The sequence below is a fragment of the Janthinobacterium sp. GW823-FHT06H09 genome (genome assembly GCF_058794735.1).
Genome location: NZ_JBXAHC010000002.1, coordinates 433838 through 456639 on the forward strand (window position 1 = coordinate 433838; position 22802 = coordinate 456639).

The following is a 22802-nucleotide window of genomic DNA, read 5'->3' on the forward strand; positions in this document are numbered from 1 at the left end:
CACAATAAAACAATGCCGATACAGCCAAGGAAAAAAACCTTACATTAGTCGGTACAACTTCAGGAGCAAAGGCGCAGCCAAAGAAAATTAAGGAGAAAAAAATAAGGAAATACGGGAAATTTTCTGTCCCAACTGAAGCTGTATTTGAGATTCCATAATTTTTAGCATTGATTTGAGTTATTCAAGTTGCGCTTCGAACGACTGCTCCTTGCCGTTGTTGGCAGGTCACGCCCTTTGATGTTGAAAAACTCAGGTACGTACACCATTAGATCAATATTCTGCGAGCCCAGCACGGCCTGTACCGCCGCCGGTGAACGACCACCGGCGGCCTGGAGGTTGGAGACCTCCCAAAACTGTTGCCACTCAATTTCTTCAACACAATAAACCGAAAGACGTCGGCCGCTGCCAATCGTGCTGGCCGTATAACACTTATTCACGGGTTTCTACGCATGCGGAGCAGCAGCATCGTGGAAGCTGGCAGGGAACGCGCAGCCTTTAGCGAGGCGCGCCACGCCAAAAATGGATCAGGTTTAGGCGTGCACCAGTAGAAAGCAAGTCAGCGGAACGACGGCAAACAGCACAACAAGGCCAAGGCATCCTGATGTCGAGCCGGATCTGAAACCTGCAGGAGTAGCGCGTCAGCGTACCCGAGCATAACGGATTGCCAAGCAGAAAGAATCACACATTGTCACAACAACGTGAATGGCCGTGGCATCGGACTTTCGTGTTCGTCCACACCCACATTACACTTTGGAAACCTAAGATTTCTTCAGTTGACACTGTTGCAGCGCATCCATAAGATGCCCTCATTATTCATTTACGGAGTCCCACGTGGGTACTTGTTCTAGTGACAGTAGCCGATCTTGTATCGGTGATTGCCTCGGCAGCTAAACAGCAAGCAACGCGGAACGCTCTTTCCTCCGTGCCTTGCTGAGCAAGGTGCGGTGTCTCTCGCGGCCAGTCTGGTCGCGCGTCTCTCCACCCTCTTTCCGATCGCGACCGGCTACTGACCCGGATTGCCCGCCAGCACGATTGTGTCTTGGCGGCACGCAAGTCTTGCCTGCGGCTACGCCGCCCGTCAACACCTCGTCGTGAAAGGAAGAGCATGAATCTCTTCACCCGTTTGTTCGAATCGTTCCTGCGCAAGCGCCATACGGCCGGCAACTTCCGGCGCCGCGCCATGCCGCTGGAAAACAGCACCGCCCGGCCCGTGCCCGACCACCTGGCGCGCCAGCTGCTGGCCGCCGCCCATGAAGACCTGGACAGCGCCCTGAACCGCCTGCACACGCGCCTGGAAGGCTTGCGCGATGCCGAGGCGCAAGTCATCGGCGCGCAAACGGGGCCGAACGAGGTCGAACATGAGAAACCGCTGGCCTGGTACCAGCACCTGTGGCTGTGCTACAAGAATCCGTTCAACCTGCTGCTCACCGTGCTCGCCATCGTTTCCTACCTGACGGAAGACCCGAAGGCCACCATCGTCATCGGCACCATGGTCATCCTGTCGACCCTGCTGCGCTTCGTGCAGGAAGGCCGCTCGAACCGGGCCGCCGAACGCCTGAAAGCCATGGTCAGCAATACCGCCACCGTGCTGCGCAATGGCCAGCAGATCGAGCTGCCGATCCGCCAACTGGTGCAGGGCGACATCATCGTGCTGTCGGCCGGCGACATGATCCCCGCCGACTGCCGTTTGCTGTCCGCGAAAGACCTGTTCGTCAGCCAGGCCGCCATGACGGGTGAATCCTTGCCGGTGGAAAAGATGGCCGAGCTGGCCGATGCCCATGGCAAAGACCCGATGGAACTGGCCAATTTGCTGTTCATGGGCACCAACGTGATTTCCGGCGCCGCCACGGCGCTGGTCTTGGCCACGGGCAACCGCACGTATTTCGGCACCATCGCCACCCGGGTGACGGCCACCGAGCGCACGCCGACGGCGTTCGAGGCGGGCGTGAACAGCGTCAGCTGGCTGCTGATCCGTTTCGCCCTCGTGATGGCGCCGCTCGTGTTCCTGATCAATGGCTGGACCAAGGGCGACTGGATGGAAGCATTCCTGTTCGCCCTGTCCGTCGCCGTGGGCCTGACGCCGGAAATGCTGCCGATGATCGTCACCAGCACCCTGGCCAAGGGCGCCGTGAAACTGTCGAAAAAGAAAGTCGTCGTCAAACGCCTCGATGCGATCCAGAACTTCGGCGCCATGGACGTGCTGTGCACGGACAAGACGGGCACCTTGACGCAGGACAAGATCGTGCTGGAGCGCCATACGGACGTGTTCGGCCAGCCGTCCGATGAAGTACTGCAATTTGCCTACCTGAACAGCCACTACCAGACGGGCCTGAAAAACCTGCTCGACCGCGCCGTGCTCGACCACGTGGAATTGCAGACGGAAATGCAACTGGCGCGCGATTACGTGAAAGTCGATGAAATCCCCTTCGATTTCGTGCGCCGCCGCATGTCCGTTGTCGTGTCTGAAAAAAATGACCACCATGAACTGATCTGCAAGGGCGCCGTCGAGGAAATCCTTGCCGCCTGCAGCCACCTGCGCCTGGGCGGTGTCAACATTCCGCTCGACGCCGCCCTGCTGGACAAGGTACTGGAAACCACGCATGGCCTCAACGCGGAAGGATTGCGCGTAGTGGCCGTGGCCGTCAAGGAAGTGCCGCCCCATAAAACCGTGTACGGCGTGGCCGATGAAACGGCGCTGACCCTGATCGGCTATGTGGCGTTTCTTGATCCGCCGAAGGAATCGACGGCGCCCGCCCTGCGCGCGCTGGCGGAACATGGCGTCACCGTGAAAGTATTGACGGGAGACAACCACCTGGTGACGGCGAAGATTTGCCGCGAAGTGGGCCTGGCCGTGCACGGCGTGCTGCAAGGCCCGCAACTGGACGACATGGACGACGCCACTTTGGCCCGCGCTGCGGAAGACAATACCGTGTTTGCCAAGCTCAGCCCGCTGCACAAGGAACGCCTTGTGCGCGCCCTGCGCGGCAACGGCCATATCGTCGGCTTCATGGGCGACGGCATCAACGACGCGCCCGCCCTGCGCGCGGCCGACATCGGTATTTCCGTCGACTCGGCCGTCGATATCGCCAAGGAAGCGGCCGACATCATCCTGCTGGAAAAAAGCCTGATGGTGCTCGAGGAAGGCGTGCTGGAAGGCCGGCGCACCTTCAGCAACATGCTCAAATACATCCGCATGACGGCCAGCTCGAACTTCGGCAATGTGTTTTCCGTGCTGGTGGCCAGCGCCTTTTTGCCGTTCTTGCCCATGCTGCCGCTGCACTTGCTGGTGCAAAACCTGCTGTACGACGTGTCGCAGATCGCCATCCCGTTCGACAATGTCGACGCCGAGCTGATCCAGCAGCCTTTGACCTGGAACCCGCGCGACATCGGCCGCTTCATGGTGTTCTTCGGGCCCATCAGCTCGATCTTCGACATCAGCACGTTTATCCTGATGTGGCATGTGTTCGGCGCGAATACGCCGGAACAACAGACCCTGTTCCAGTCCGGCTGGTTCGTCGTCGGCTTGCTGACGCAGACGCTGATCGTGCACCTGATCCGCACACCCAAGCTGCCCTTCATCGACAGCATCGCGTCCGTGCCCCTGCTGGTGGCCACCACCGTCATCATGGCCGTGGGCGTGTTCCTGCCGATGGGACCGCTGGCGACCTACTTCAAGCTGCAAGCCTTGCCGCTGGGCTATTTCCCATGGCTGCTGGGCATCCTCGTCTGCTACACCGTGCTGACGACGTTCATGAAACGCGTGTATCTGCGCAAATTCGGCTGGCAATAGTATGATGAGCCGCTCTTTCCCCTACAAAAGGCACGCATGAGCGGCTCCTCCCTTTCCAAACGTCATCTCGCCCTGCTGCTGTCGGCCCTCGTCTTTCCCGGCAGCGGGCATTTTGTCTTGCACCGCAAGGCCCGTGGCTGCCTCTTCCTCGTGCCGGCCCTGGTCGCGCTGGCGATCGTAGTGCGCCAGATCATGGCACGATTGGACCAGGTTATGGCACAGATCGACAGCGGCGCCCTGCCCTTGGACGTGCAGCTGATCATGGAAAAAGTGGAAGCGCTCTCCGCCAACGACGGCCCCGCCATGACGGTGGCCGTTTGTGTGCTGGTGGCGTGCTGGATCGGCAGCCTCATCGACACCTTCCTGATCAAGCCATGACGGCGGAGGCAGAGGCGCGCAAACTGCGCAAGGAAGCCAGGATGCAGGCGCGCCGCGCCCAGCTGGCGCTCAAGCGCAAGGACCATGGCGGCCCGCTGGCCTGGCGCGGCTGGTTCGACGGGTCCGCCCATCCGAACCCCGGCAAGCTGGGCATAGGCGCCCTGCTGCTGGGACCGCATGGCGAACGTATCGAAGTGAGCGAAGCGGCCGGTTATGGCAGCAGCAGCGACGCGGAATACGCGGCCCTGACGGCCTTGCTGCAGGCGGCACTCGGCGTGCGCCCGCCGCCCGTGCAACTGCTGCTGTACGGCGACAGCCAGGTGGTGATCAATGATGTGCTGGGAACGACGCCGGTGGGCGCCAAGGGACTGGAAACGCAGAGGGCCACCGTAGTGGCCCTGCTGAAACAATTCACGGATGTGAGTTTGCGCTGGCTGCCGCGCCACAGAAATGGCGAGGCGGACCGGCTGTCGCAACTGGCGATCGCAAGCTTCACCCCAGAGGCTTGAATACCGGGGTCGTACCCTTAGGGTACGACCCCGGCCGTTACTGGGTAAGCAACTTAGGCGGCGCGGCCGAGCTGCAATGCTTCTGCTGGCACCTTGGCTGCCGGACGCTTGGCCCCCTTCAAGCCGCTGACACTGGCCTGCTGCCCATTCAATTTGAACACGCTGACGACCTGCGCCAGGTTGTGCGCCTGGTGCTGCATCGATTCGGCGGCGGCCGCCGATTCTTCCACCAGCGCCGCATTCTGTTGCGTGACGGCATCCATCTGGCCGATGGCCCGGTTGATCTCGTCGATGCCCACGCTTTGCTCGCTGCTGGCCGCCGTGATTTCCGTGATGATGTCGCTCACGCGCTGCACGCTGTCGACGATATCGTTCATGGTCGAACCGGCCTGCGCCACCAGCATGCTGCCCGCGTTGACTTGCTCCACGGACGCGCCGATCAGGGTCTTGATCTCTTTCGCGGCACTGGCCGAGCGCTGGGCCAGATTGCGCACTTCGGACGCCACGACGGCAAAGCCGCGGCCCTGCTCGCCGGCCCGGGCCGCTTCCACGGCCGCATTCAGGGCCAGAATGTTCGTCTGGAAGGCGATGCCGTCGATGACGGAAATGATGTCGACGATCTTGTTCGACGAGGCGTTGATCGACTCCATCGTGCCCACCACCTGCGCCACGACTTCGCCGCCCTTGACGGCCACTTGCGCCGCCGAGGCCGCCAACTGGTTCGCCTGGCGCGCATTGTCCGCATTCTGCTTCACGGTGCTGGTCAATTCTTCCATCGACGACGCCGTCTCTTCCAGGGAACCGGCTTGCTCTTCCGTGCGGGAAGACAGGTCCTGGTTGCCGGCGGCAATTTCCGTCGACGAGGTCGCGATGCTGTCCGTGCCCGTACGCACTTCGCTGACGATGTTGAGCAGGCTCGTGTTCATGTCCTTCAACGCCAGCAGCAATTGCCCCGTTTCATCCTTGGCGCTGGCATCGATCTGCGCCGTCAAGTCGCCATCGGCCACCTTGCGGGCGATATCCACGGCCGTGCGCAGAGGACGCACGATGCCCATCGTCAGCAACCAGGCGCACACGACGCCAAAGCCCAGCGCCAGCACGGCCAGGGTCAGCAGCAAGTTGCGGCTCGTCTTGGCGACATCGTCGATCTCGCGCGCCGTCGTGTCGATGCTGGCGCGCTGGTGCTGCAGCATGTCGTTGACCACTTTCAGGTATTTCGTCGAACCGGGCACGAAGATACCCTGGAAAGCCTTCTCCGCTTCCGCTTCCTGTCCATCCGCCTTCAGCTTCGATACTTGCGCGCGTGAATCGAGGTAAACCTTGCGCTGTTCGCTCACCAGGCGGAACAGTTCCTTTTCTTCCGGGCTGGAAATCAAGGCTTCGATTTTCTTTTGCAGTTCGCCCGAGACGACGGACGACTGTTTCGCCTCTTCCGCAAAATACGCGCCCAAGGTCGTGTCGCTGCTGCGCGCGATGGCCGTGGTGCGGCGCACGCCGCTATCGATCTTGGAATACCAGTCGGAAATATAGCGTTCCTTCGCCAGCGGCAGTTCCATCATGGTGCGCGTGGCCGTGGCCACGTCGTGCAAACGCCACACGCTGATGCCCGTGATCAGCATGGAAAACAGCAAAATCACGGCAAAACCCAGGCCGAGGCGCACACCAATACTGACGTTTCTTAACAAATTCATGTGAATATCCTAAAAAAGCGGAACCAGACTATATAAAAGGGGGACAGCAGAAAGCGGCCGCACGGGGCGGCCGCGGCGGCATCAGCGCGTGCCGATGCGCAAGGTGGTTTGCGGCGCTGCCGGGCGTTTCAGCGCATGTGTGACACCGTTCGCACCGCTGGCCTGCTGCCCGTTAAGCTTAAACACGCTGACGACCTGCGCCAGGTTATGCGCCTGGTGCTGCATCGATTCGGCGGCGGCCGCCGATTCTTCCACCAGCGCCGCATTCTGTTGCGTGACGGCATCCATCTGGCCGATGGCCCGGTTGATCTCGTCGATGCCCACGCTTTGCTCGCTGCTGGCCGCCGTGATTTCCGTGATGATGTCGCTCACGCGCTGCACGCTGTCGACGATGTCGTTCATGGTCGAGCCTGCCTGCGCCACCAGCATGCTGCCCGCGTTGACTTGCTCGACGGACGCGCCGATCAGGGTCTTGATCTCTTTCGCGGCAGAGGCCGAGCGCTGCGCCAGGTTGCGCACTTCCGACGCCACCACGGCAAAGCCGCGGCCCTGCTCGCCGGCACGCGCCGCTTCCACGGCCGCATTCAGGGCCAGAATGTTCGTCTGGAAGGCGATGCCGTCGATGACGGAAATGATGTCGACGATCTTGTTCGACGAGGCGTTGATCGACTCCATCGTGCCCACCACCTGCGCCACGACTTCGCCGCCCTTGACGGCCACTTGCGCGGCCGAGGCCGCCAACTGGTTCGCCTGGCGCGCATTGTCCGCATTCTGTTTCACGGTGGAAGTGAGCTCTTCCATCGACGACGCCGTCTCTTCCAGGGAACCGGCCTGCTCTTCCGTGCGGGAAGACAGGTCCTGGTTGCCGGCGGCAATCTGCGTCGAGGACGTGGCGATGCTGTCCGTGCCGCTGCGCACTTCGCCAACGATGTTGAGCAGGCTCGTATTCATGTCCTTCAGGGCCTGCAGCAATTGCCCCGTTTCATCCTTGGCGCTGGCGTCGATCTGCGCCGTCAAGTCGCCATCGGCCACCTTGCGGGCGATATCCACGGCCGTGCGCAGGGGGCGCACGATGCCCGTCGTCAAGACCCAGGCACAGACAACGCCAAAAGCCAGCGCCAGCGCGGCCAGCACCAGCATCAGGTTGCGGCTGGTATTGGCGACGGCGTCGATCTCGCGCGCCGTCGTGTCGATGCTGGCGCGCTGGTGTTCCAGCAAGTCCTGCACCATCTTCTGGTACTTGGCGGCGGCAGGAACGAAGGTCTTTTCAAACACTTCATTGGCGGCATCGACCTGCGCTTCACCCTTGAGCTTGTAGACCTGGTCGCGCGAACCGATGTACACCTTGCGCTGCTCCAGCAAGCCCGCGAACATGGCTTTTTCCTCGGGCTTGTCGATCAAGGCCTCGATTTTCTTTTGCAGCTCGGCCGAGCTGGCCGACGAGACTTTCGATTCTTCGGCGAAATAACCGCTGAGCGAGGTATCGCTGCTGCGGGCAATGGCGATGGTGCGGCGCACGGCGCTGTCGATGCGGCCATACCAGTCGGAAATATAGCGTTCCTTCGCCAGCGGCTGCTCCATCATGACGCGCGTGGCGCTGGCCACGTCGTGCAGGCGCCAGACGCTGATGCCCGTAATGAGCATGGAAAACAGCAAAATCACGGCAAAACCGAGTCCGAGGCGGACACCGATGCTGACGTTGCGTAATACATTCATGTGACTATCCTAAAAAGCCCTGATGCCAGCATGCCGCACGGCTGATGGCTTCCCTTTGGCGCGCTGGCTGGCGGCGGTGTCAAGGCGGGTGTAAAAGTGAAACTGAAGTGAAACTGGCGCACGGTTCGGCGGAACCGTGCGCCAGGAAATGCGCTAGCGTGCGCCTTGCAGAAAAACCAAGCAATGTCGAGAGTCAATTGTTTTTAAGAAACCCTCTCGGATTAGGATGTCGGGAAATGTTCAGGGGCAATGCAACGCCGTCCCGGACTTTTCCTGGCGGCCTAGGCTGCGAGTTTTTCGATCAGGCCCATGTCGGCGCTGGACATCAGCTGGTCGATGTCGACCAGGATCAGCATGCGCTCGTCGATGGTACCCAGGCCGATCACGTATTCCGTGTTGATCGAACGGCCCATGTCCGGCGCCGGCTTGATCTGTTCCGGCATCAGGGTGGTGACGTCGGAAACGCGGTCGACGACCATGCCGACGACGCGGTTGCCGATATTGAGGATGATGACGACGGTAAACTGGTCATAGCTGGGCGTGCCCAGGTTGAACTTGATGCGCATGTCGACGATCGGCACAATGATGCCGCGCAGGTTGACCACGCCCTTGACGAACTCGGGGGCGTTGGCGATGCGGGTCGGCGTTTCATAGCTGCGGATTTCGCTGACTTTCTGGATGTCGATGCCATACTCTTCCTGGCCCAGGGTAAAGGCCAGGTACTCGGCAGCCTTGGCAACGGTGGCGCCAGTGTCGCTGGAATTGGTGTTCATGATGATCCTTTAGAAATGTCGCAGGACGCGCCTATCACCAATCTTGGACGCCCATAGGGAATTTATTAAATAATGCACTGAAATTGCAATACGGCAATGTTACCGCATGTAAATTTTCAGTGCACTAAAAAAGAGCATCGTTGTTTCCGCTGGACCGCGATTATCTGACTTTGTCGCAAAAGCATCACGCCTGGGCGCCAGCCGCTATGGTGCCGCCCTCTCCCCGCCCTCCTCGTTCGACGGCAGGTTGAATGTCACGGTATACACAAAATCCATGGTGCAAGGCACGCCGCCGCACAGCCCCGGCTTGTAGCGCTGCTTGATGGCGGCAGCCGCGGCGAAGTTCGCCATCTTGTCGTCCGGAGACTCGAAGATGGCCACTTCCTTGCCTTCCCCCTTGCTATTTACCTGCACCGCCAGCACCAGTTGGCCCCGCACCTGCAAGATGCGCTGCGCCGCGTACACTTCACGCAAGAAAGGTGCTAAGCCCTTGAGCGGATAGGGAGGCTCGTCTGTGGCCGGCATGCCTTCGTACTGATCCCGTACGGCAAGCTTCTGCTCCTCACTGAGTTGCGCATAGCTGTAATTCAAGGGAATACCGGCCTTCACACCCTTGTGTTTAATGACTGTGCCTGTTTGCGCCATATCCTCTGTCAAGGTATAGCGGGGAGCTTCCTGGGCCCAGGTGGCCGCATGACCGCAGGCAAGTAACAAACCGAATATCAGCCAATAACGGTGCATGAGCATCCTTTTCAATGTGGAATGATTGTTTTAAAAAAATATCTGATGGGCAATAAAACCCCAAGACGCGCATTCTGCTCAGAAGTAAATAAAAAAGCAAATACCACTAGAGCAATGGATAGTTGCGTGCGCACGTTTTATGCCACACTGGCGCCCCCCGCTTTTTATGATAGTGAACCATGCATTCTTTGCTTTCCCAATGGCAGCCACGCCTGCTGGCGCTGGCCACGGCCGGTCTGGGCGATGACAGCGCCCACGACATCAACCACCTGCACCGCGTCTGGCGCAATGCCAGCGTTCTGCTGCAGGAATATGCGCAGGCCGACGCCCTCACCGTGATGGCTGCCTGCTATCTGCACGACCTGATCAACCTGCCGAAAAACCACCCCGAGCGCCATCTGGCCTCGCGCCAGGCGGCCGCGCTGGCTTGCCGCCAGCTGACGGAACTGGATTTTCCACCAGAAAAACTGGCCGGCGTGGGCCACGCCATCGAGACGCACAGTTTTTCCGCCAACTTGACACCGCACACGATCGAAGCGCAGATCGTCCAGGATGCCGACCGTATCGACGCGCTGGGCGCCGTGGGACTGGCGCGCCTGTTCTACACGGCGGCGCGCATGGATAGCGCGCTGGCGCATGGCACGGATCCGCTGGCAGCGCATCGCCCGCTCGACGACAAGGCCTACGCGCTCGACCATATCGTCACCAAGCTCGACAAGCTGCCCGGCAAGATGCAGACGGCGGCGGGCCGCGCGCTGGCCGAACAGCGCCTGGCCGTGCTGACGGATTTCCGCGCCGCCTTTGCCGACGAATGGGGAATGGGCGCATAAGCTTGGCGGCGATAGCCAGCAACGCGCATGCTGTCTATAATGCAAGCCTCAGCTATCGCGCCGCGCGTCAGCAGCATCCTGTAACGCGCCGGCGCGATGCCAACGCGCCGAAAGCATGCATGTCCGATAAAACCAGCCCCGACAGCCATTCCCCGTCCTCGCCCGCCGCGCCCGCGCGCGCCGGCAATCTCAATTTCATCCTCGTCTGCGTCTTCATCGACATGCTGGGCATCGGCTTGGTGGTGCCCGTGCTGCCCATCCTGATCGGCGACTTTGTCGACGGCAAGGATGCGCAGGCATTCTGGTACGGCATCATGGCGGCCGTCTTCGGCTTGCTGCAGTTCATCTTCATGCCCATGCTGGGCGCCATCAGCGACCGCGTGGGACGCCGTCCCGTGCTGCTGTACTCGATGGCCGGCATGGGCATCAACTTTCTCGCCACGGGCTGGGCGCCGAACCTGGCCTGCCTGTTCATCGGCCGCATCATCGGCGGTGTCTCGTCGGCCAGCATGTCGGTCGCGTCCGCCTACGCCTCCGATATTTCCACGCACGACAACCGTGCCAAGAGTTTCGGCAAGATCGGCGCCGCCTTCGGCCTGGGCTTCATCTGCGGGCCCATGCTGGGCGGCCTGCTGGGCGAGGTCAATCTGCGCCTGCCGTTTTACGTGGCGGCCGGCCTGTCGGCGGCCAATTTCCTCTACGGCTATTTTTGCGTGCCCGAATCGCTGCAGCCCGGTCCCCGCACGCCCTTTACCTGGGCGCGCATCAACCCGTTTGCCGCCCTGCTGAAACTGGTGCGCCGCGTGGAGATCCGCGGTCTGGTGCTGGCCTTCGGCCTGATGACGTTTGCGCAAATGATGCTCAACACCACGTGGGTGCTGTACACGCATTTCCGCTTCGACTGGACGCCGCGCCAGAACGGCATCGCCATGTTCTGCGTGGGCCTGTGCGCGGCCGTCGTGCAGGCGGGCTTGCTGGGCATCCTCATCAAGCGCTTCGGCGAAGTGCGTTTGTCCCTGCTGGGCATGGCCTCCGGCGCCCTCACCTACCTGCTGTACGGGCTGGCGACGCAAGGCTGGATGATGTATGCGCTGATCCTGTGCAACCTGCTGGCCTTTGCCGCCGGTCCGGCCCTGCAGGGCATCATCTCGAAATCATCGAACGCCGGCGAACAGGGTGAACTGATGGGCTCCCTGCAATCGATCAGCAGCCTGGGCATCATCATCATGCCTTTGCTCGGCAGCATGATCCTCGGCGAGGTGAGCCACTTGCCAGCACAGGACTGGCGCATCGGCAGCACCTTCTATCTGTGCGCCATCATGCAAACCCTGGGCATCGTGGTGGCCTGGCGCTACTTCCAGGCGCAGCGCCTGGCCAGACTTGCGGTTTCCACCACAAAGTAGTCGGCAGGATAATATTGCATTTGAGAAATAGATAGGCGAGAATGGGATAATCAAGCGGACGTTGCCGACGCCCGCGATTCGATGGTGAGCAAGGATGGGTATGACTGACTTTTATTCCAGCGCATGGCGCCGGACCGTGGCCATGCTGGCGCTGGCGCTGCCGACCCTGGCGGGCGCGCAATGCTCGCGCGACATCCAGGTGCCCGTCTCGGCCATCGGCGCCAGCGTGGTGGTCAATGGCGCCGCCATCGGCGGCATCTACCCCGACTTGCTGCGCAGCATGGGTGCCAAGCTCGGTTGCAATTTCATCTTCACGGCCGTGCCCCGGGCGCGCCTGGAGGCGATGTTCGAGGCGGGCAAGGCCGATATGCTGATTCCCGCCAGCAGCACGCCGCGGCGCGACCAGCACGGCCTGTTCATCCCCCTGATGGGCAACCGGCCCCTGCTGATCTCGCTGCAAGGCGCACGCGCGCCCATCAACACCATGCAGGAACTGATCGAGCGGCGCGACTTGCGCGTGGCCCTCGTGCGCGGCTACGACTATGGCGCCTCTTACCAGGCGCTGGCCAAGGAACTGAGCAGCCAGGGCCGCCTGTTCTACGAGGTCGATGCGCTGTCCGTGGCGCGCCTGATGCAAAGCGGCTTCATCGACGCCACGATCATGAGCCCCACCATCCTGGCCGGCGTGGCGCAAAACGATGCGCGCGTGTACGGCCTGGCCGACCGCCTGCGCCTGGAAGCCTTGCCGGAATTGCCGTGGGGCATGAGCGGCGTCTACCTGTCGCGCAAGTCGCTGACGGCGGATGACCAGGCGGCCTTGCGCGAACTGCTGGAAAAAGCCAGCCGCTCGGGCACCCTGATGGAAGGCTTCCAGCGCCATCACCGCCAGGAACTGTTGTCGCAGAGCATACGCCCGCGCTAAGGCCTGCATGTCCGGTCTCGTCGTCGCCGTCGTCCTGTTTGCCGCCCTGCTGCATGCCAGCTGGAATGCTATCGTCAAGTCAGGCAAGGATACCTTCCTCACGACCGTGCTCGTCTCCTCTGGCGCGGCCCTGATCTCGCTGGCAATCCTGCCGTTCGTCGTTGCCCCCGCCCCCGCCAGCTGGCCCTACCTGGCCGCCTCGGCCGTGGCGCAGCTCGCCTATTATTCTCTGCTGGCGGCGGCCTACAAGGCGGGCGACATGAGCCACGCCTACCCGCTGATGCGCGGCAGCGCCCCGCTGATCGTGGCGCTGGCCAGCTGGCCGCTGATCGGCGAGCGCCTGTCTTCCATGCAAATGGGCGCCATCGCCTGCATCTGCGCGGGCATCCTCGGCCTGTATATTGCCGCGCGCCGGCCAGTCACGGCCATCGCCGGGAAAAACACGGGACGCGCCACCGCCTTTGCACTGGGCAACGCCTGCGTCATCGCCAGCTATACCCTGATCGACGGCATCGGCGTGCGCCTGTCCGGCGCGCCGGCCGCCTACACCATGTGGATTTTCGTCTTGAACGGCACGGGACTGCTGCTGTGGACGGTGCTGCGCCGCCGCGCCGGCCTGCTTGCTTATGCGCAAACGCAATGGCGTTTGGCCGCCTTCGGCGGTTTCGGCACCCTGGCCTCGTATGGCCTGGCCCTGTGGGCCATGACGCAGGCGCCCGTGGCCGCCATCGCGGCCCTGCGCGAAACGTCGATTTTGTTCGCCATCGCCATTGCGGCCCTGTTCCTGCGCGAAAAAATCAGCCCCCGCCGCTACCTGGCCATCGGCCTGATCGCGGCGGGAGCGGTCTTGATGCGCATCGCCTAGCGGGCGTCGAGCGGCGCGATAGGCAACTCGATGGCGCTGGCCGCCCCTGCCGCGTGGTACACGCGCTGCGTCGCCTTCTTGTAATCGCCTGGCTGGGCCAGGAAGATATTCGGCACGTAGTTTTGCGGGTTGCGGTCGTACAGCGGGAACCAGCTCGACTGTACTTGCACGGCAATGCGGTGGCCGGGCAGGAAGACGTGATTCGCGTTCGGCAAGGCGAAGCGGTAGCGCTCCACTTTGCCCGCCGGTATCGGCGTCGGGTGCTCGAAGCTGTCGCGGTAACGGCCGCGGAAGATATCCATGGCCACCCCCAGCTGGTAGCCGCCCATGGCCGGCTGCGACGGTACTTCGTCCGGATACACGTCGATCAGTTTCACCACCCAGTCGGCATCCGTGCCGCTGGTGGCCGCGAACAGGTTGACCATCGGTGCGCCGGCGATGCGCACGGCCGTTTTCAACGGTTCCGAAACATAGCTGAGCACGTCCGTGCGGTCCGCATAGCCGCGCTGGTCGCTGACCAGCCATGGCTTCCACACGTCGCCATCGGCGAGGCGCACGGGACGGGGCACGAAAGGCACGGGTTTGGCGGGATCGGCCACGTATTCGTCGAAGGCGCCTTGCGCCGCATCCGCAGCGCCCGATGGCGCCGCAAAGCCCAGCCTGGAACCGTCCTGCAGGTAGATCGGCGTCAGCTTGGTGTCGCAGGTCTCGCAAGCCAGCGGCCACTGCTGCAGGCGCTGCCATTGGTTGGTGCCGCTCTGATAGGACACGACGGGCGCCGTGTTCGCTTCCGGCGCGCCATCCTTCAGGTATTGATTGAGGAATGGCTGCATGACTTTTTCGCGGAACTGGCGCGCCGTATCGCCGTCGAACTTCAGGGCGCCCAGGCTGGACCCTTCATAGTTGACGCCGCTGTGGCGCCACGGGCCGATGGCCAGGTAATTGAGGTTGTTGTGCTTGTCGCGCCCTTCCATCGCCGTATAGGTGGCGTAGGGGCCATAGATGTCTTCCTGGTCCCACTGCCCCACCACGTGCATGGTGGGCACGATCAGCGGACGCTTCGCGAGAATTTTATCAAGCGCCTGTTCTTGCCAGTAACTGTCGTAGGCCGGGTGTTCGAACAGCTTTTTCGTATAGGTCAGCTTGTCGATGCCAAATTTCTTCGCGAAATCACCGGCCGAGCCGATGCGCAGATACGCGTCGTAGTCGTCGTAGACGCCCAGCACGGGCGCCTCACCGCTGCCGCGCACGCTCGTTTGCCACGCCAGGTAAGACAAGCTCGGCATGCGGAAGGCGCCGTTATGGAACCAGTCGTCGCCGCGCCAGCCGTCGACCATGGCGCTCATGGGAATGGCCACCTTCAGCGCCGGATGCGGATCGACCAGGGCCATCAGCACCGTATGTCCTTCATACGAGGAACCGAGCATGCCCACCTTGCCATTGCTTTCCGGAATATTTTTCGACAGCCACTCGATGGTGTCCCACGCATCGGTCACGTTATCGACCTTGGTATTGTTCAGCGGGCCGCGCACGGGGCGCGTCATCACGTAATCGCCTTCCGAGCCATGCTTGCCACGCACGTCCTGGAACACGCGGATGTAGCCATTTTCCACCAGGGTGTCGTCGCCCTGCGGCAAGGTGGCCAGCATGCTGGCGCTGGTGGCGCGCTGGGCGCGGCGCGCCGCGTTGTACGGCGTGCGCGTGAGCATGATCGGCGCCCGCTTGGCGTCTTTCGGCACGACGATCACCGTGTACAGCTTGACGCCGTCGCGCATGGGGATCATCACCACGCGCTTGACGTAATCATTCATATCGGGCAGCACCAGCTTGGCGCCGATATCGGGCGTCATCGGCGGCGTTTGCGGGGTTTGCCGGGTTTGCGCCAGCAAGGGAGCGCTGAACAAGGTACTGACAAGCAGGGCCAGTCCGGTGAGCCGGACGGGGGACGACACGCGCATACTGTTCTCCAATGATTCATGCCACGCAAAAGTGGCCGAACGGCAATAGTACTCGGAAAGCAAGTTTTGCATAAGGCAAGCCTCTGACGCGGCGCAGCAGATAAATCGGGGCCGCAACTTGACAGAACGCGCACGAACTGCAACCATAACGCCATGAAATTTATCCCGTCACAACGCGCTTGCTTGAATTGGTGGTCCCGCTCACTTTCGCGCGGCCACTCCATAGTGATGTGAATTTGATCCACGCCGCCTCGATCGGTGGCGTAACAGGCTCAGCCTGGATCATCCCCGATGCAGGCGGCTCAAAAGGAAACTTGATGAGCTTGCCTAACACCCCCGATACCCCCGACACCGACAACGCCCCGGCAGCACCGCTGTCCGCCGCCGCCATCGCGTCGCAATCCGTGATCCTGACGGGCGACCGCCCGACCGGCCCCCTGCACCTGGGTCACTACGTGGGCAGCCTGCGCGACCGCGTCCGCTACCAGAACAGCTACAAGCAATTCATCATGCTGGCCGACGCGCAAGCGCTGACGGACAATATGGAAGACATCGACAAGGTGCACCGCAATGTCGTCGAAGTGGCGCTCGACTACCTCGCCGTCGGCATCGACCCGAGCAAGACCACGGTCTTCATCCAGTCGCAGATCCCGGAACTGGCCGAGCTGACCTTTTACTACCTGAACATCGTCACCGTGGCGCGCCTCGAGCGCAATCCCACCGTCAAGGAAGAAATCCGCCTGCGCGGCTTCGAGCGCGACATTCCAGCCGGTTTCTTGACCTACCCGGCCAGCCAGGCGGCCGACATCACGGCCTTCAAGGCCGGCGTGGTGCCCGTGGGCGAAGACCAGATTCCGATGATCGAGCAAACGAATGAAATCGTGCGCCGTTTCAACCGCATGTACAACCGCGAAGTGCTGATGGAATGCAAGGCGCTGGTGCCGGACATCGGCCGCCTGCCCGGCATCGACGGCAAGGCGAAGATGAGCAAGTCGCTGGGCAACACCATCAACCTGGGCGCGACCCCGGCCGAAATCACGGCTGCCGTGAAAAAAGTCTATACGGACCCGCTGCACCTGCGCGTGGAAGACCCGGGCCACCTGGAAGGCAACATCGCGTTTACCTATCTGGACGCCTTCGATCCGGAAAAAGCGGCGCTGGCCGAAATGAAAGCCCATTACGTGCGCGGCGGCCTGGGCGACAGCATCGTCAAGAAGCGCCTGGATGTGGTCTTGCAGGAAATGCTGGCACCGATCCGCGCCCGCCGCGAAGAGTTCGCCAAGGACAAGGGACAAGTCATCCAGATGCTCAAGGAAGGCACCTTCAAGGCGCGCGAAGTGGCGGCCCGCACGGCCGACGAAGTCAAGTCGGCGCTGGGCCTCAACTACTTCTGATCGCCAGCAGCAATAGCAAACTGATATAGCAAACTGATGCGCTCAGGCGGAGTCGGGTAAAATCCCGCTTCCGCCTGGGCGCAATTCGTTTGTCACCGTGGCACCAGCAATCCGTAGAGAAGACAACGCGCCATGACCGAGACCCCTATCGAACAGCTGCTGCAGCAGCATTTTTCCATCGATGCGCTACAGCAGGCACCCGCGCCCTTGCAGCAGGCCTTGCGCATGCTGGGCGGCTGGCTGGCGGCCGAACGCGCCGAACCGTATCCGCACACGCCGTACGCGGAACTGCTGACGCAGCTGTCCGATACCTGCCTGCCCGCGCATGGCATGCCCATAACGGATTTCCTGCAGGAGCTCGACACCACCGTGCTGGCCAATACGGCCCAGCTGAACCATCCGCAATACATCGGCCACATGACGCAGGCCTTGCCCTGGATCAGCGTGCTGGCCGAAGCGTTTACGGCCACCCTGAACCAGAACCAGGTCAAGATCGAGACGGCGTACGTATCGACCCTGATCGAAAAGCAGATCCTGGGCTGGCTGCACCGCCAGGTGTACCGGCAGCCGGACGCCGTCTACGCGCAGGCCATGGCCGCCACCAGCGGCGCGCTGGGCAATGTCGTCAATGGCGGCACCATGGGCAACCTGACGGCGCTGGCCGTGGCACTGGAAAAACAATTGCCCGGCACGCGCAAACGCGGTCTGTTTGCCGCCATGCAAGAATCCGGCTACGCGGGACTGGCCGTGATCGGTTCGGCCCGCAGCCATTATTCCGTGAAAAAGGCGCTGGCGACCCTGGGCCTCGGCGAAAACGCCCTGCACCTGGTGGCCGTCGACCGCGACAACCGCATCGACGTCACCGCGCTGGAAGCGACGATTGCCGATTTGAAATCGCGCAAGATCAAGGTCGTCGCCATGATCGGCATCGCCGGCACGACGGAAACGGGCGCCATCGACCCGCTGGCCGCCATGGCGGCCATTGCCGCGCGGGAAGGCATCTGGTTCCACGTGGATGCGGCCTGGGGCGGCGCGCTCTTGATCGCGGAACAGTACCGCCCCCTGTACGACGGCATCGCCCTGGCCGACTCCGTCGTCATCGACGGGCATAAATTGCTGTGGGTGCCGATGGCGCAAAGCATGGTGCTGTTCAAGGATGGCGCCAGCCTGAACCTGCTGAAGCACAACGCCAACTACATCTTGCGCGATAACTCGGGCGACCTGGGCCAGACCTCGCTGGAAGGCTCGCGCCGCTTCGACGCCTTGAAACTGTGGACCTCGTTCAAGGTGCTGGGCGTGTCCGGCTACACGACCTTGCTGCAGCAGGCGGCCACCCTGTCCGGCCAGTTGCAGGACTTGTTGGCCGACCAGCAGGATTTCGAACTCGTCACGCGCTCCGACACCTTCATTCTCACCTACCGCTACGTGCCCGCGCCCTTGCGCCAGCGCATGGACAGCTTGCTGGCCGGCGGACAGGTGGAGGCTGCTACAGAACTGAACAAGCAACTGAACACCTTGAACGCCAAGCTGCAAAACCGGCAAAAGGCGCAAGGCCACAGCTTCGTGTCGCGCACGGTCCTCGAATCGACGCGCTACCCTGGCCCGACCAACGTGCTGCGCGTGGTCATGACGAATGTCAAGACACGCCCCCACCACCTGCGCGCCATTTTGGCCGAACAGCGGGCCATCGGCCAGGCGCTGGTGGCGGAACTGGGCCTGTAAGAAACACCCACCCATCGCCCATGACTGGATGACTGATGCACCGCCTGAGCGCCCTCACCGATCTGCTGCAGCATCTGTTGAAATGGCTGCTGCTGGCCTTTGTCGTGGCCGTGCTGGCTGGCACCGCCTCGGCCGGTTTCCTGTTCGCCCTTGAATGGGCAACTGCGACGCGCCTGGCGCACGCCTGGCTGATCTGGCTGCTGCCCGTGGCGGGCTTTGCCGTCGGCTGGCTGTATCTGCGCTACGGCAGCAGTGTCGAGGGCGGCGCGAATCTGCTCATCGATGAAATCCACGATCCGAAAAAAATCATTCCGCTGCGCATGGCGCCGCTGGTGCTGGGCGCCACCGTCATCTCGCATCTGTTCGGCGCCTCCGTCGGACGCGAAGGCACGGCCGTGCAGATGGGCGGCGCGCTGGCCGACCAGCTCACGCGCATGTTTCGCCTGAACAATGAAGACCGCCGCATCATCCTGATGGCCGGCATCAGCGCCGGCTTTGCCTCCGTCTTCGGCACGCCGCTGGCGGGCGCCATCTTCGGTCTGGAAGTGCTGGCCATCGGCCGCTTGCGCTACGAAGCCATGCTGCCCTGCCTGGCCGCCGCCGTCATCGCCGACCAGGTAGGCTTGCTGTGGGGCGTTCAGCATACGCATTACGCCGTGCCCTTGATCCCCGCCCTCTCCGCCTGGACTTTATCCGCCATGGTCATCGCGGGCGTGCTGTTCGGCGTGACCGGTAAACTGTTTGCGCAAGCCACGCACGGCTTGAGCGGCTTGATGAAGCGCAAAATTGCCTACGCCCCGCTGCGCCCGCTGATAGGCGGCCTCGCCGTCGCCGTCGCCGTGTGGCTGCTGGGCACCGACAAATATATCGGCCTGGGCATCCCCACCATCGTCGACGCCCTGAAGGAACCGCTGCCCGCCTGGGATTTCCTCGGCAAGATGGCGTTCACCATCGTCTCGCTGGGCACCGGTTTCAAGGGCGGTGAAGTGACGCCATTGTTCTTCATCGGCGCGACCCTGGGCAATGCGCTGGGGCCGCTGCTGCACCAGCCCGTCGCCTTGCTGGCCGCCATCGGCTTCGTCGCCGTGTTCGCGGGCGCCGCCAACACGCCGATCGCCTCGACCCTGATGGCGATGGAGCTGTTCGGCGCCGAGATCGGCGTGTACGCAGCCATCGCCTGCGTCGTGGCCTACCTGTTTTCCGGCCACGCTGGCATTTACCGGGCGCAGCGGGGCGGACATGCCAAGCGCAGCGCCCACCAGGATCTTGAACCATGACCCAAAATATCTACGACAACGACGCCTTTTTCACGGCCTACAGCCAGCTGCCCCGCTCCATCGGCGGCCTCGACAGCGCGCCCGAATGGCCGGCCCTGCGCGCCATGCTGCCAGACGTACAAGGCATGCAAGTACTCGACCTGGGTTGCGGCTATGGCTGGTTCTGCCGCTGGGCGGCAGAACAGGGAGCGGCGCGGGTATTGGGCGTGGACGTGTCGGAAAAGATGCTGGCGCAGGCTAGCGGCATGGGGACGCCCGCGGCCCTCAGCTATGCCCGGCTTGATCTGGAACAACTGGCCTTGCCGCCAGCCGGCTACGACCTCGTCTATAGCTCGCTGGCCTTCCACTACATCGCGGATTTCGCCACCTTGCTGGCCGCCATCCGCCACGGCTTGAAGCCGGGCGGCAAGCTGGTATTTTCCATCGAGCACCCGATTTTCATGGCGCCGCGCCAGCCGGGCTGGCTGACGGATGGACAGGGCCGCAAGCGCTGGCCCGTCGACAGCTACCAGCGGCAAGGTCCGCGCGTGTCGGACTGGCTGGCGCCCGGCGTGATCAAGCAGCACCGCACTCTGGGCACGACCATCAATGCGCTGCTGCAAGCGGATTTCCAGCTGGAACACGTGGAAGAATGGGGGCCGACAGATGCGCAGGTGGCGCAGCAGCCGGCCCTGGCGGAAGAGCGCGAGCGGCCGATGCTGCTGCTGGTGGGCTGCAGCCTGCGCTAGTCCCTGGCCCGCTCGAACAATTTGCCCGCCAGTTCCTCGATATCGTCGCGCATGGCCAGCGCATCCAGCCATAGCGGGGGAATCGCCTGGGCGCCATAATAGGCGCCGGCAAGCTGGCCGACGATGGCGCCGGTCGTATCGGCATCTTCGCCCAGATTGACAGCGCGCAATACCGCCGCTTCCAGTGAGTCGGTATGGAAGAAGCACCAGAGCGCCGCTTCCAGCGATTCCACGCAATAACCGGTGCCGCGTATCTGCTGCTCCGTTTTGGCGAGGAAACTGCCGCTGGCCAGCTCCACCAGCTTCGGTTCCGCAGGCCGGAACGCAATGCTGTCCAGCAGCGCGTCTTTCGCCGTGCCCGCCAGCGCGCTGCACAGCAAGGCGGCGAGCAGCTGGCAGCTTTCGACGGCTTCCGGCGCCGCGTGAGTGGTGCGGGAACTGTCGGCAGCGCAGGCCATGGCCGCTTCGGCATCGGGATAGGCAAACAGCACGACGGGGACCAGGCGCATGAGCGACCCATTGCCCGCCGTGTCAGGCGCGGCGGAGCCGCTCCAGGGATTGCCCGTCTCCTGGAAACTGGCCAGCGCGCTCCTTACCGTGCCACCGATATCGAAGCAGGTGCCGGTGGAACTCAGGTAGCCCCATTGCCACCAGTTCAAGTACCGCACCATCTGGTCCGCCGCATCGAACGCCCCTTTCTGGACCAGGCTTTCGGCCAGGCACAGCGCCATCGACGTATCGTCGGTCCATTGTCCCGGCTGCAAGCCGAACGGACCGCCGCCAGTCATGCCCGTCACCGGCGCAAAGCTGCCGCGCGGAGAAAATTCCACTGTGGTACCGACGGCATCGCCGCAGGCAAGTCCCAGCAAGGCGCCCAGATAGCGCTTGTGTAAGGTTGGTTTGTGCAAAGTTGACGTCATCATGATTCTCCGTGGATTCCTGGCGGGCTACACTCAACCGGTTTCCGCCACCAGCACGAGGTGCCGCGCTGCGCCTGCCGGCACTGGCCATCGCGCCATAAGGTCAGGCCTCCTTACGCCGCAGCGCCGTATCTCCATGCAGGGCCAGCGGCATGGCCCTGGCCCAGCGGTTCGACGACAGCGAAAACGTCAGTGCGCGCACCTGATGGTACCAGCCGGCGGGCACGTACAGCATGTCGCCCGGCTCGACGAGGCATTCGATCATGGTCGCCTGGCTTGCTAAGGGGAAGCGCTGGAAATCGGGCGCTTCCGGGTCGAAGGGCGAACCGAACAGGATGGCGTTCGCTTCGCTGGGGTACAGAAAAACGTCGTGGTGCGGCGGCGACAAAAAGATGCGCTTGCGGCCCCACACTTGCGCGAAGATATTGTCGTCGTAATCGCAATGCAGGGGCGTCACCGTGCCGGCCGGCCCCACCCAGAAGCGCGGCGGGCCCATCTTGTCGAAATACGTGGGCCAGTGGCACAGGCGGTTCAGCTCGCGCAATTCCAAGTTGCCCAGGTACGGCGGCAACGCGTGCGCCCCTTCTTCCACCATATCCAGATATTGTCCCATCGACATGTCCTGCATGGCGCGGTCGGCCGCGAACGCCGTATTGATATAGTCGCCCACCCGCGCGCGCACGGGCACGTGGCTGAACCGTTCGCGCAAGACCTCTGGCCCCAATGCCGACAAAGGCCAGCGCCGCACCAGCCCGCGCATCAGGAAGGGCAAGCCCAGCGCGGCGCGCGCGCGGAAGGCGGCGGCGTCCAGCATGGCCAGTCGCGGCACTTCGGTAATGGCCGGCAAGTCACGCGCCGCCCGCTTGATGGCCTCGCGCATGGCGTCGATGGACGTGACGCCGCGCACCTGCGCATCCTTGTCTTCGCGCGCCAGCTTGCGTGCCAATGCCGCTTCGGGCGAGCTGAATTCGGCTGGCGGCCGGGGCGGCAGCGCGCGCGGCGCGATGGGGGCGGCCGCAAGCGGGAGCGGCACTTCTTTTTCTACAGACATAAACCTTCTTTGCGATCAAGGCGTCACATGGCATGGCATGGCGCGACAGTGCGCCATTTTAAGCCAGCAAGGCCCGCATGACATATTCCCCCGACGTATCGACACCTGACAAAACCGTCGCGAGCTACCTATAC

The 22802-nt window shown here is 62.7% G+C and carries 19 protein-coding genes; 11 read left to right on the top strand and 8 right to left on the bottom strand.

Features of this window, described 5'->3' with window-relative positions; all coding sequences use genetic code 11:
- Window positions 1-161: 161 nt before the first annotated feature.
- Window positions 162-437: a hypothetical protein gene (locus AC1Q6X_RS04290; RefSeq protein WP_492495324.1), complete on the bottom strand. Its 276-nt coding sequence runs from the start codon at window positions 435-437 to the stop codon at window positions 162-164.
- Window positions 438-1105: 668 nt separating this feature from the next.
- On the opposite strand from AC1Q6X_RS04290, the gene mgtA reads away from it, so the two are divergent.
- Genes mgtA through AC1Q6X_RS04305 form a run of 3 tightly spaced genes read left to right on the top strand, consistent with a single transcriptional unit; the run spans window position 1106 to window position 4677 of the window.
- Window positions 1106-3790 carry a magnesium-translocating P-type ATPase gene (mgtA, locus tag AC1Q6X_RS04295; RefSeq protein ID WP_121669214.1) on the top strand — a complete coding sequence of 895 codons (2685 nt, stop codon included), beginning with the start codon at window positions 1106-1108 and terminating at the stop codon, window positions 3788-3790.
- Window positions 3791-3826: 36 nt separating this feature from the next.
- A complete protein-coding gene (locus AC1Q6X_RS04300) occupies window positions 3827-4168 on the top strand; it encodes a hypothetical protein (RefSeq protein ID WP_492495327.1) in 342 nt (113 codons plus the stop codon).
- Window positions 4165-4677, top strand: coding sequence for a ribonuclease HI family protein (locus AC1Q6X_RS04305; protein WP_230505592.1), 513 nt, complete (start codon window positions 4165-4167; stop codon window positions 4675-4677). Before AC1Q6X_RS04300 ends, AC1Q6X_RS04305 begins: the two co-directional genes overlap by 4 nt.
- Window positions 4678-4730: 53 nt before the next feature.
- Here AC1Q6X_RS04305 and AC1Q6X_RS04310 read toward each other — a convergent pair whose 3' ends face one another.
- The 4 genes from AC1Q6X_RS04310 to AC1Q6X_RS04325 all read right to left on the bottom strand — a co-directional run bounded on the left by AC1Q6X_RS04310 (window position 4731) and on the right by AC1Q6X_RS04325 (window position 9598).
- A complete protein-coding gene (locus AC1Q6X_RS04310; protein ID WP_492495329.1) occupies window positions 4731-6368 on the bottom strand; it encodes a methyl-accepting chemotaxis protein in 1638 nt (545 codons plus the stop codon).
- An 81-nt stretch (window positions 6369-6449) separates the two neighbouring features.
- Entirely contained in the window at window positions 6450-8084 is a 1635-nt protein-coding gene (locus AC1Q6X_RS04315) for a methyl-accepting chemotaxis protein (RefSeq protein WP_492495331.1), read from the bottom strand.
- Between the two features lie 281 nt (window positions 8085-8365).
- Entirely contained in the window at window positions 8366-8857 is a 492-nt protein-coding gene (locus tag AC1Q6X_RS04320) for a chemotaxis protein CheW (RefSeq protein ID WP_034752308.1), read from the bottom strand.
- Between the two features lie 204 nt (window positions 8858-9061).
- Window positions 9062-9598: an energy transducer TonB gene (locus AC1Q6X_RS04325; RefSeq protein ID WP_230505589.1), complete on the bottom strand. Its 537-nt coding sequence runs from the start codon at window positions 9596-9598 to the stop codon at window positions 9062-9064.
- A gap of 179 nt (window positions 9599-9777) precedes the next feature.
- On the opposite strand from AC1Q6X_RS04325, the gene AC1Q6X_RS04330 reads away from it, so the two are divergent.
- From AC1Q6X_RS04330 to AC1Q6X_RS04345, 4 genes are all read left to right on the top strand, one after another.
- Window positions 9778-10428 carry an HD domain-containing protein gene (locus AC1Q6X_RS04330; protein ID WP_492495333.1) on the top strand — a complete coding sequence of 217 codons (651 nt, stop codon included), beginning with the start codon at window positions 9778-9780 and terminating at the stop codon, window positions 10426-10428.
- A 119-nt stretch (window positions 10429-10547) separates the two neighbouring features.
- Window positions 10548-11831: a TCR/Tet family MFS transporter gene (locus AC1Q6X_RS04335; protein WP_492495335.1), complete on the top strand. Its 1284-nt coding sequence runs from the start codon at window positions 10548-10550 to the stop codon at window positions 11829-11831.
- A 100-nt stretch (window positions 11832-11931) separates the two neighbouring features.
- A complete protein-coding gene (locus AC1Q6X_RS04340; protein ID WP_070221542.1) occupies window positions 11932-12753 on the top strand; it encodes a substrate-binding periplasmic protein in 822 nt (273 codons plus the stop codon).
- Window positions 12754-12760: 7 nt separating this feature from the next.
- Complete coding sequence (locus tag AC1Q6X_RS04345) at window positions 12761-13618, top strand: EamA family transporter (RefSeq protein WP_492495338.1); 858 nt, start codon at window positions 12761-12763, stop codon at window positions 13616-13618.
- Here the strand turns inward: AC1Q6X_RS04345 and AC1Q6X_RS04350 are convergent.
- Window positions 13615-15576, bottom strand: a complete 1962-nt coding sequence (locus AC1Q6X_RS04350; protein ID WP_492495340.1) for a CocE/NonD family hydrolase — start codon at window positions 15574-15576, stop codon at window positions 13615-13617. The genes AC1Q6X_RS04345 and AC1Q6X_RS04350 overlap by 4 nt on opposite strands.
- Before the next feature lie 317 nt (window positions 15577-15893).
- Between AC1Q6X_RS04350 and trpS the strand changes: the two genes are divergently transcribed.
- From trpS to AC1Q6X_RS04370, 4 genes are all read left to right on the top strand, one after another.
- On the top strand, window positions 15894-16970 hold the full coding sequence (gene trpS / locus AC1Q6X_RS04355; protein ID WP_492495342.1) for a tryptophan--tRNA ligase: 1077 nt from the start codon (window positions 15894-15896) through the stop codon (window positions 16968-16970).
- 132 nt (window positions 16971-17102) lie between these two features.
- The gene (locus AC1Q6X_RS04360) at window positions 17103-18692 is read left to right on the top strand and encodes a pyridoxal-dependent decarboxylase (protein WP_492495344.1); all 1590 of its coding nucleotides are present in this window, start codon (window positions 17103-17105) and stop codon (window positions 18690-18692) included.
- A 35-nt stretch (window positions 18693-18727) separates the two neighbouring features.
- Window positions 18728-19969, top strand: a complete 1242-nt coding sequence (locus tag AC1Q6X_RS04365; protein ID WP_121669207.1) for a voltage-gated chloride channel family protein — start codon at window positions 18728-18730, stop codon at window positions 19967-19969.
- Window positions 19966-20697: a class I SAM-dependent methyltransferase gene (locus AC1Q6X_RS04370; RefSeq protein WP_492495346.1), complete on the top strand. Its 732-nt coding sequence runs from the start codon at window positions 19966-19968 to the stop codon at window positions 20695-20697. The genes AC1Q6X_RS04365 and AC1Q6X_RS04370 overlap by 4 nt, the downstream gene beginning before the upstream one ends.
- Here the strand turns inward: AC1Q6X_RS04370 and AC1Q6X_RS04375 are convergent.
- Window positions 20694-21620: an ADP-ribosylglycohydrolase family protein gene (locus AC1Q6X_RS04375; protein ID WP_492404812.1), complete on the bottom strand. Its 927-nt coding sequence runs from the start codon at window positions 21618-21620 to the stop codon at window positions 20694-20696. The genes AC1Q6X_RS04370 and AC1Q6X_RS04375 overlap by 4 nt on opposite strands.
- Before the next feature lie 100 nt (window positions 21621-21720).
- Window positions 21721-22668: a cupin-like domain-containing protein gene (locus AC1Q6X_RS04380; RefSeq protein WP_492495348.1), complete on the bottom strand. Its 948-nt coding sequence runs from the start codon at window positions 22666-22668 to the stop codon at window positions 21721-21723.
- Between the last annotated feature and the right edge of the window lie 134 nt (window positions 22669-22802).

Bases quoted from the DNA above. Each gene is read 5' to 3' on its own strand.
- mgtA (WP_121669214.1), top strand. From the start codon at position 1,106: ATGAATCTCTTCACCCGTTTGTTCGAATCGTTCCTGCGCAAGCGCCAT.
- AC1Q6X_RS04300 (WP_492495327.1), top strand. From the start codon at position 3,827: ATGAGCGGCTCCTCCCTTTCCAAACGTCATCTCGCCCTGCTGCTGTCG.
- AC1Q6X_RS04305 (WP_230505592.1), top strand. From the start codon at position 4,165: ATGACGGCGGAGGCAGAGGCGCGCAAACTGCGCAAGGAAGCCAGGATG.
- AC1Q6X_RS04310 (WP_492495329.1), bottom strand. From the start codon at position 6,368: ATGAATTTGTTAAGAAACGTCAGTATTGGTGTGCGCCTCGGCCTGGGT.
- AC1Q6X_RS04315 (WP_492495331.1), bottom strand. From the start codon at position 8,084: ATGAATGTATTACGCAACGTCAGCATCGGTGTCCGCCTCGGACTCGGT.
- AC1Q6X_RS04320 (WP_034752308.1), bottom strand. From the start codon at position 8,857: ATGAACACCAATTCCAGCGACACTGGCGCCACCGTTGCCAAGGCTGCC.
- AC1Q6X_RS04325 (WP_230505589.1), bottom strand. From the start codon at position 9,598: ATGCACCGTTATTGGCTGATATTCGGTTTGTTACTTGCCTGCGGTCAT.
- AC1Q6X_RS04330 (WP_492495333.1), top strand. From the start codon at position 9,778: ATGCATTCTTTGCTTTCCCAATGGCAGCCACGCCTGCTGGCGCTGGCC.
- AC1Q6X_RS04335 (WP_492495335.1), top strand. From the start codon at position 10,548: ATGTCCGATAAAACCAGCCCCGACAGCCATTCCCCGTCCTCGCCCGCC.
- AC1Q6X_RS04340 (WP_070221542.1), top strand. From the start codon at position 11,932: ATGACTGACTTTTATTCCAGCGCATGGCGCCGGACCGTGGCCATGCTG.
- AC1Q6X_RS04345 (WP_492495338.1), top strand. From the start codon at position 12,761: ATGTCCGGTCTCGTCGTCGCCGTCGTCCTGTTTGCCGCCCTGCTGCAT.
- AC1Q6X_RS04350 (WP_492495340.1), bottom strand. From the start codon at position 15,576: ATGCGCGTGTCGTCCCCCGTCCGGCTCACCGGACTGGCCCTGCTTGTC.
- trpS (WP_492495342.1), top strand. From the start codon at position 15,894: ATGAGCTTGCCTAACACCCCCGATACCCCCGACACCGACAACGCCCCG.
- AC1Q6X_RS04360 (WP_492495344.1), top strand. From the start codon at position 17,103: ATGACCGAGACCCCTATCGAACAGCTGCTGCAGCAGCATTTTTCCATC.
- AC1Q6X_RS04365 (WP_121669207.1), top strand. From the start codon at position 18,728: ATGCACCGCCTGAGCGCCCTCACCGATCTGCTGCAGCATCTGTTGAAA.
- AC1Q6X_RS04370 (WP_492495346.1), top strand. From the start codon at position 19,966: ATGACCCAAAATATCTACGACAACGACGCCTTTTTCACGGCCTACAGC.
- AC1Q6X_RS04375 (WP_492404812.1), bottom strand. From the start codon at position 21,620: ATGATGACGTCAACTTTGCACAAACCAACCTTACACAAGCGCTATCTG.
- AC1Q6X_RS04380 (WP_492495348.1), bottom strand. From the start codon at position 22,668: ATGTCTGTAGAAAAAGAAGTGCCGCTCCCGCTTGCGGCCGCCCCCATC.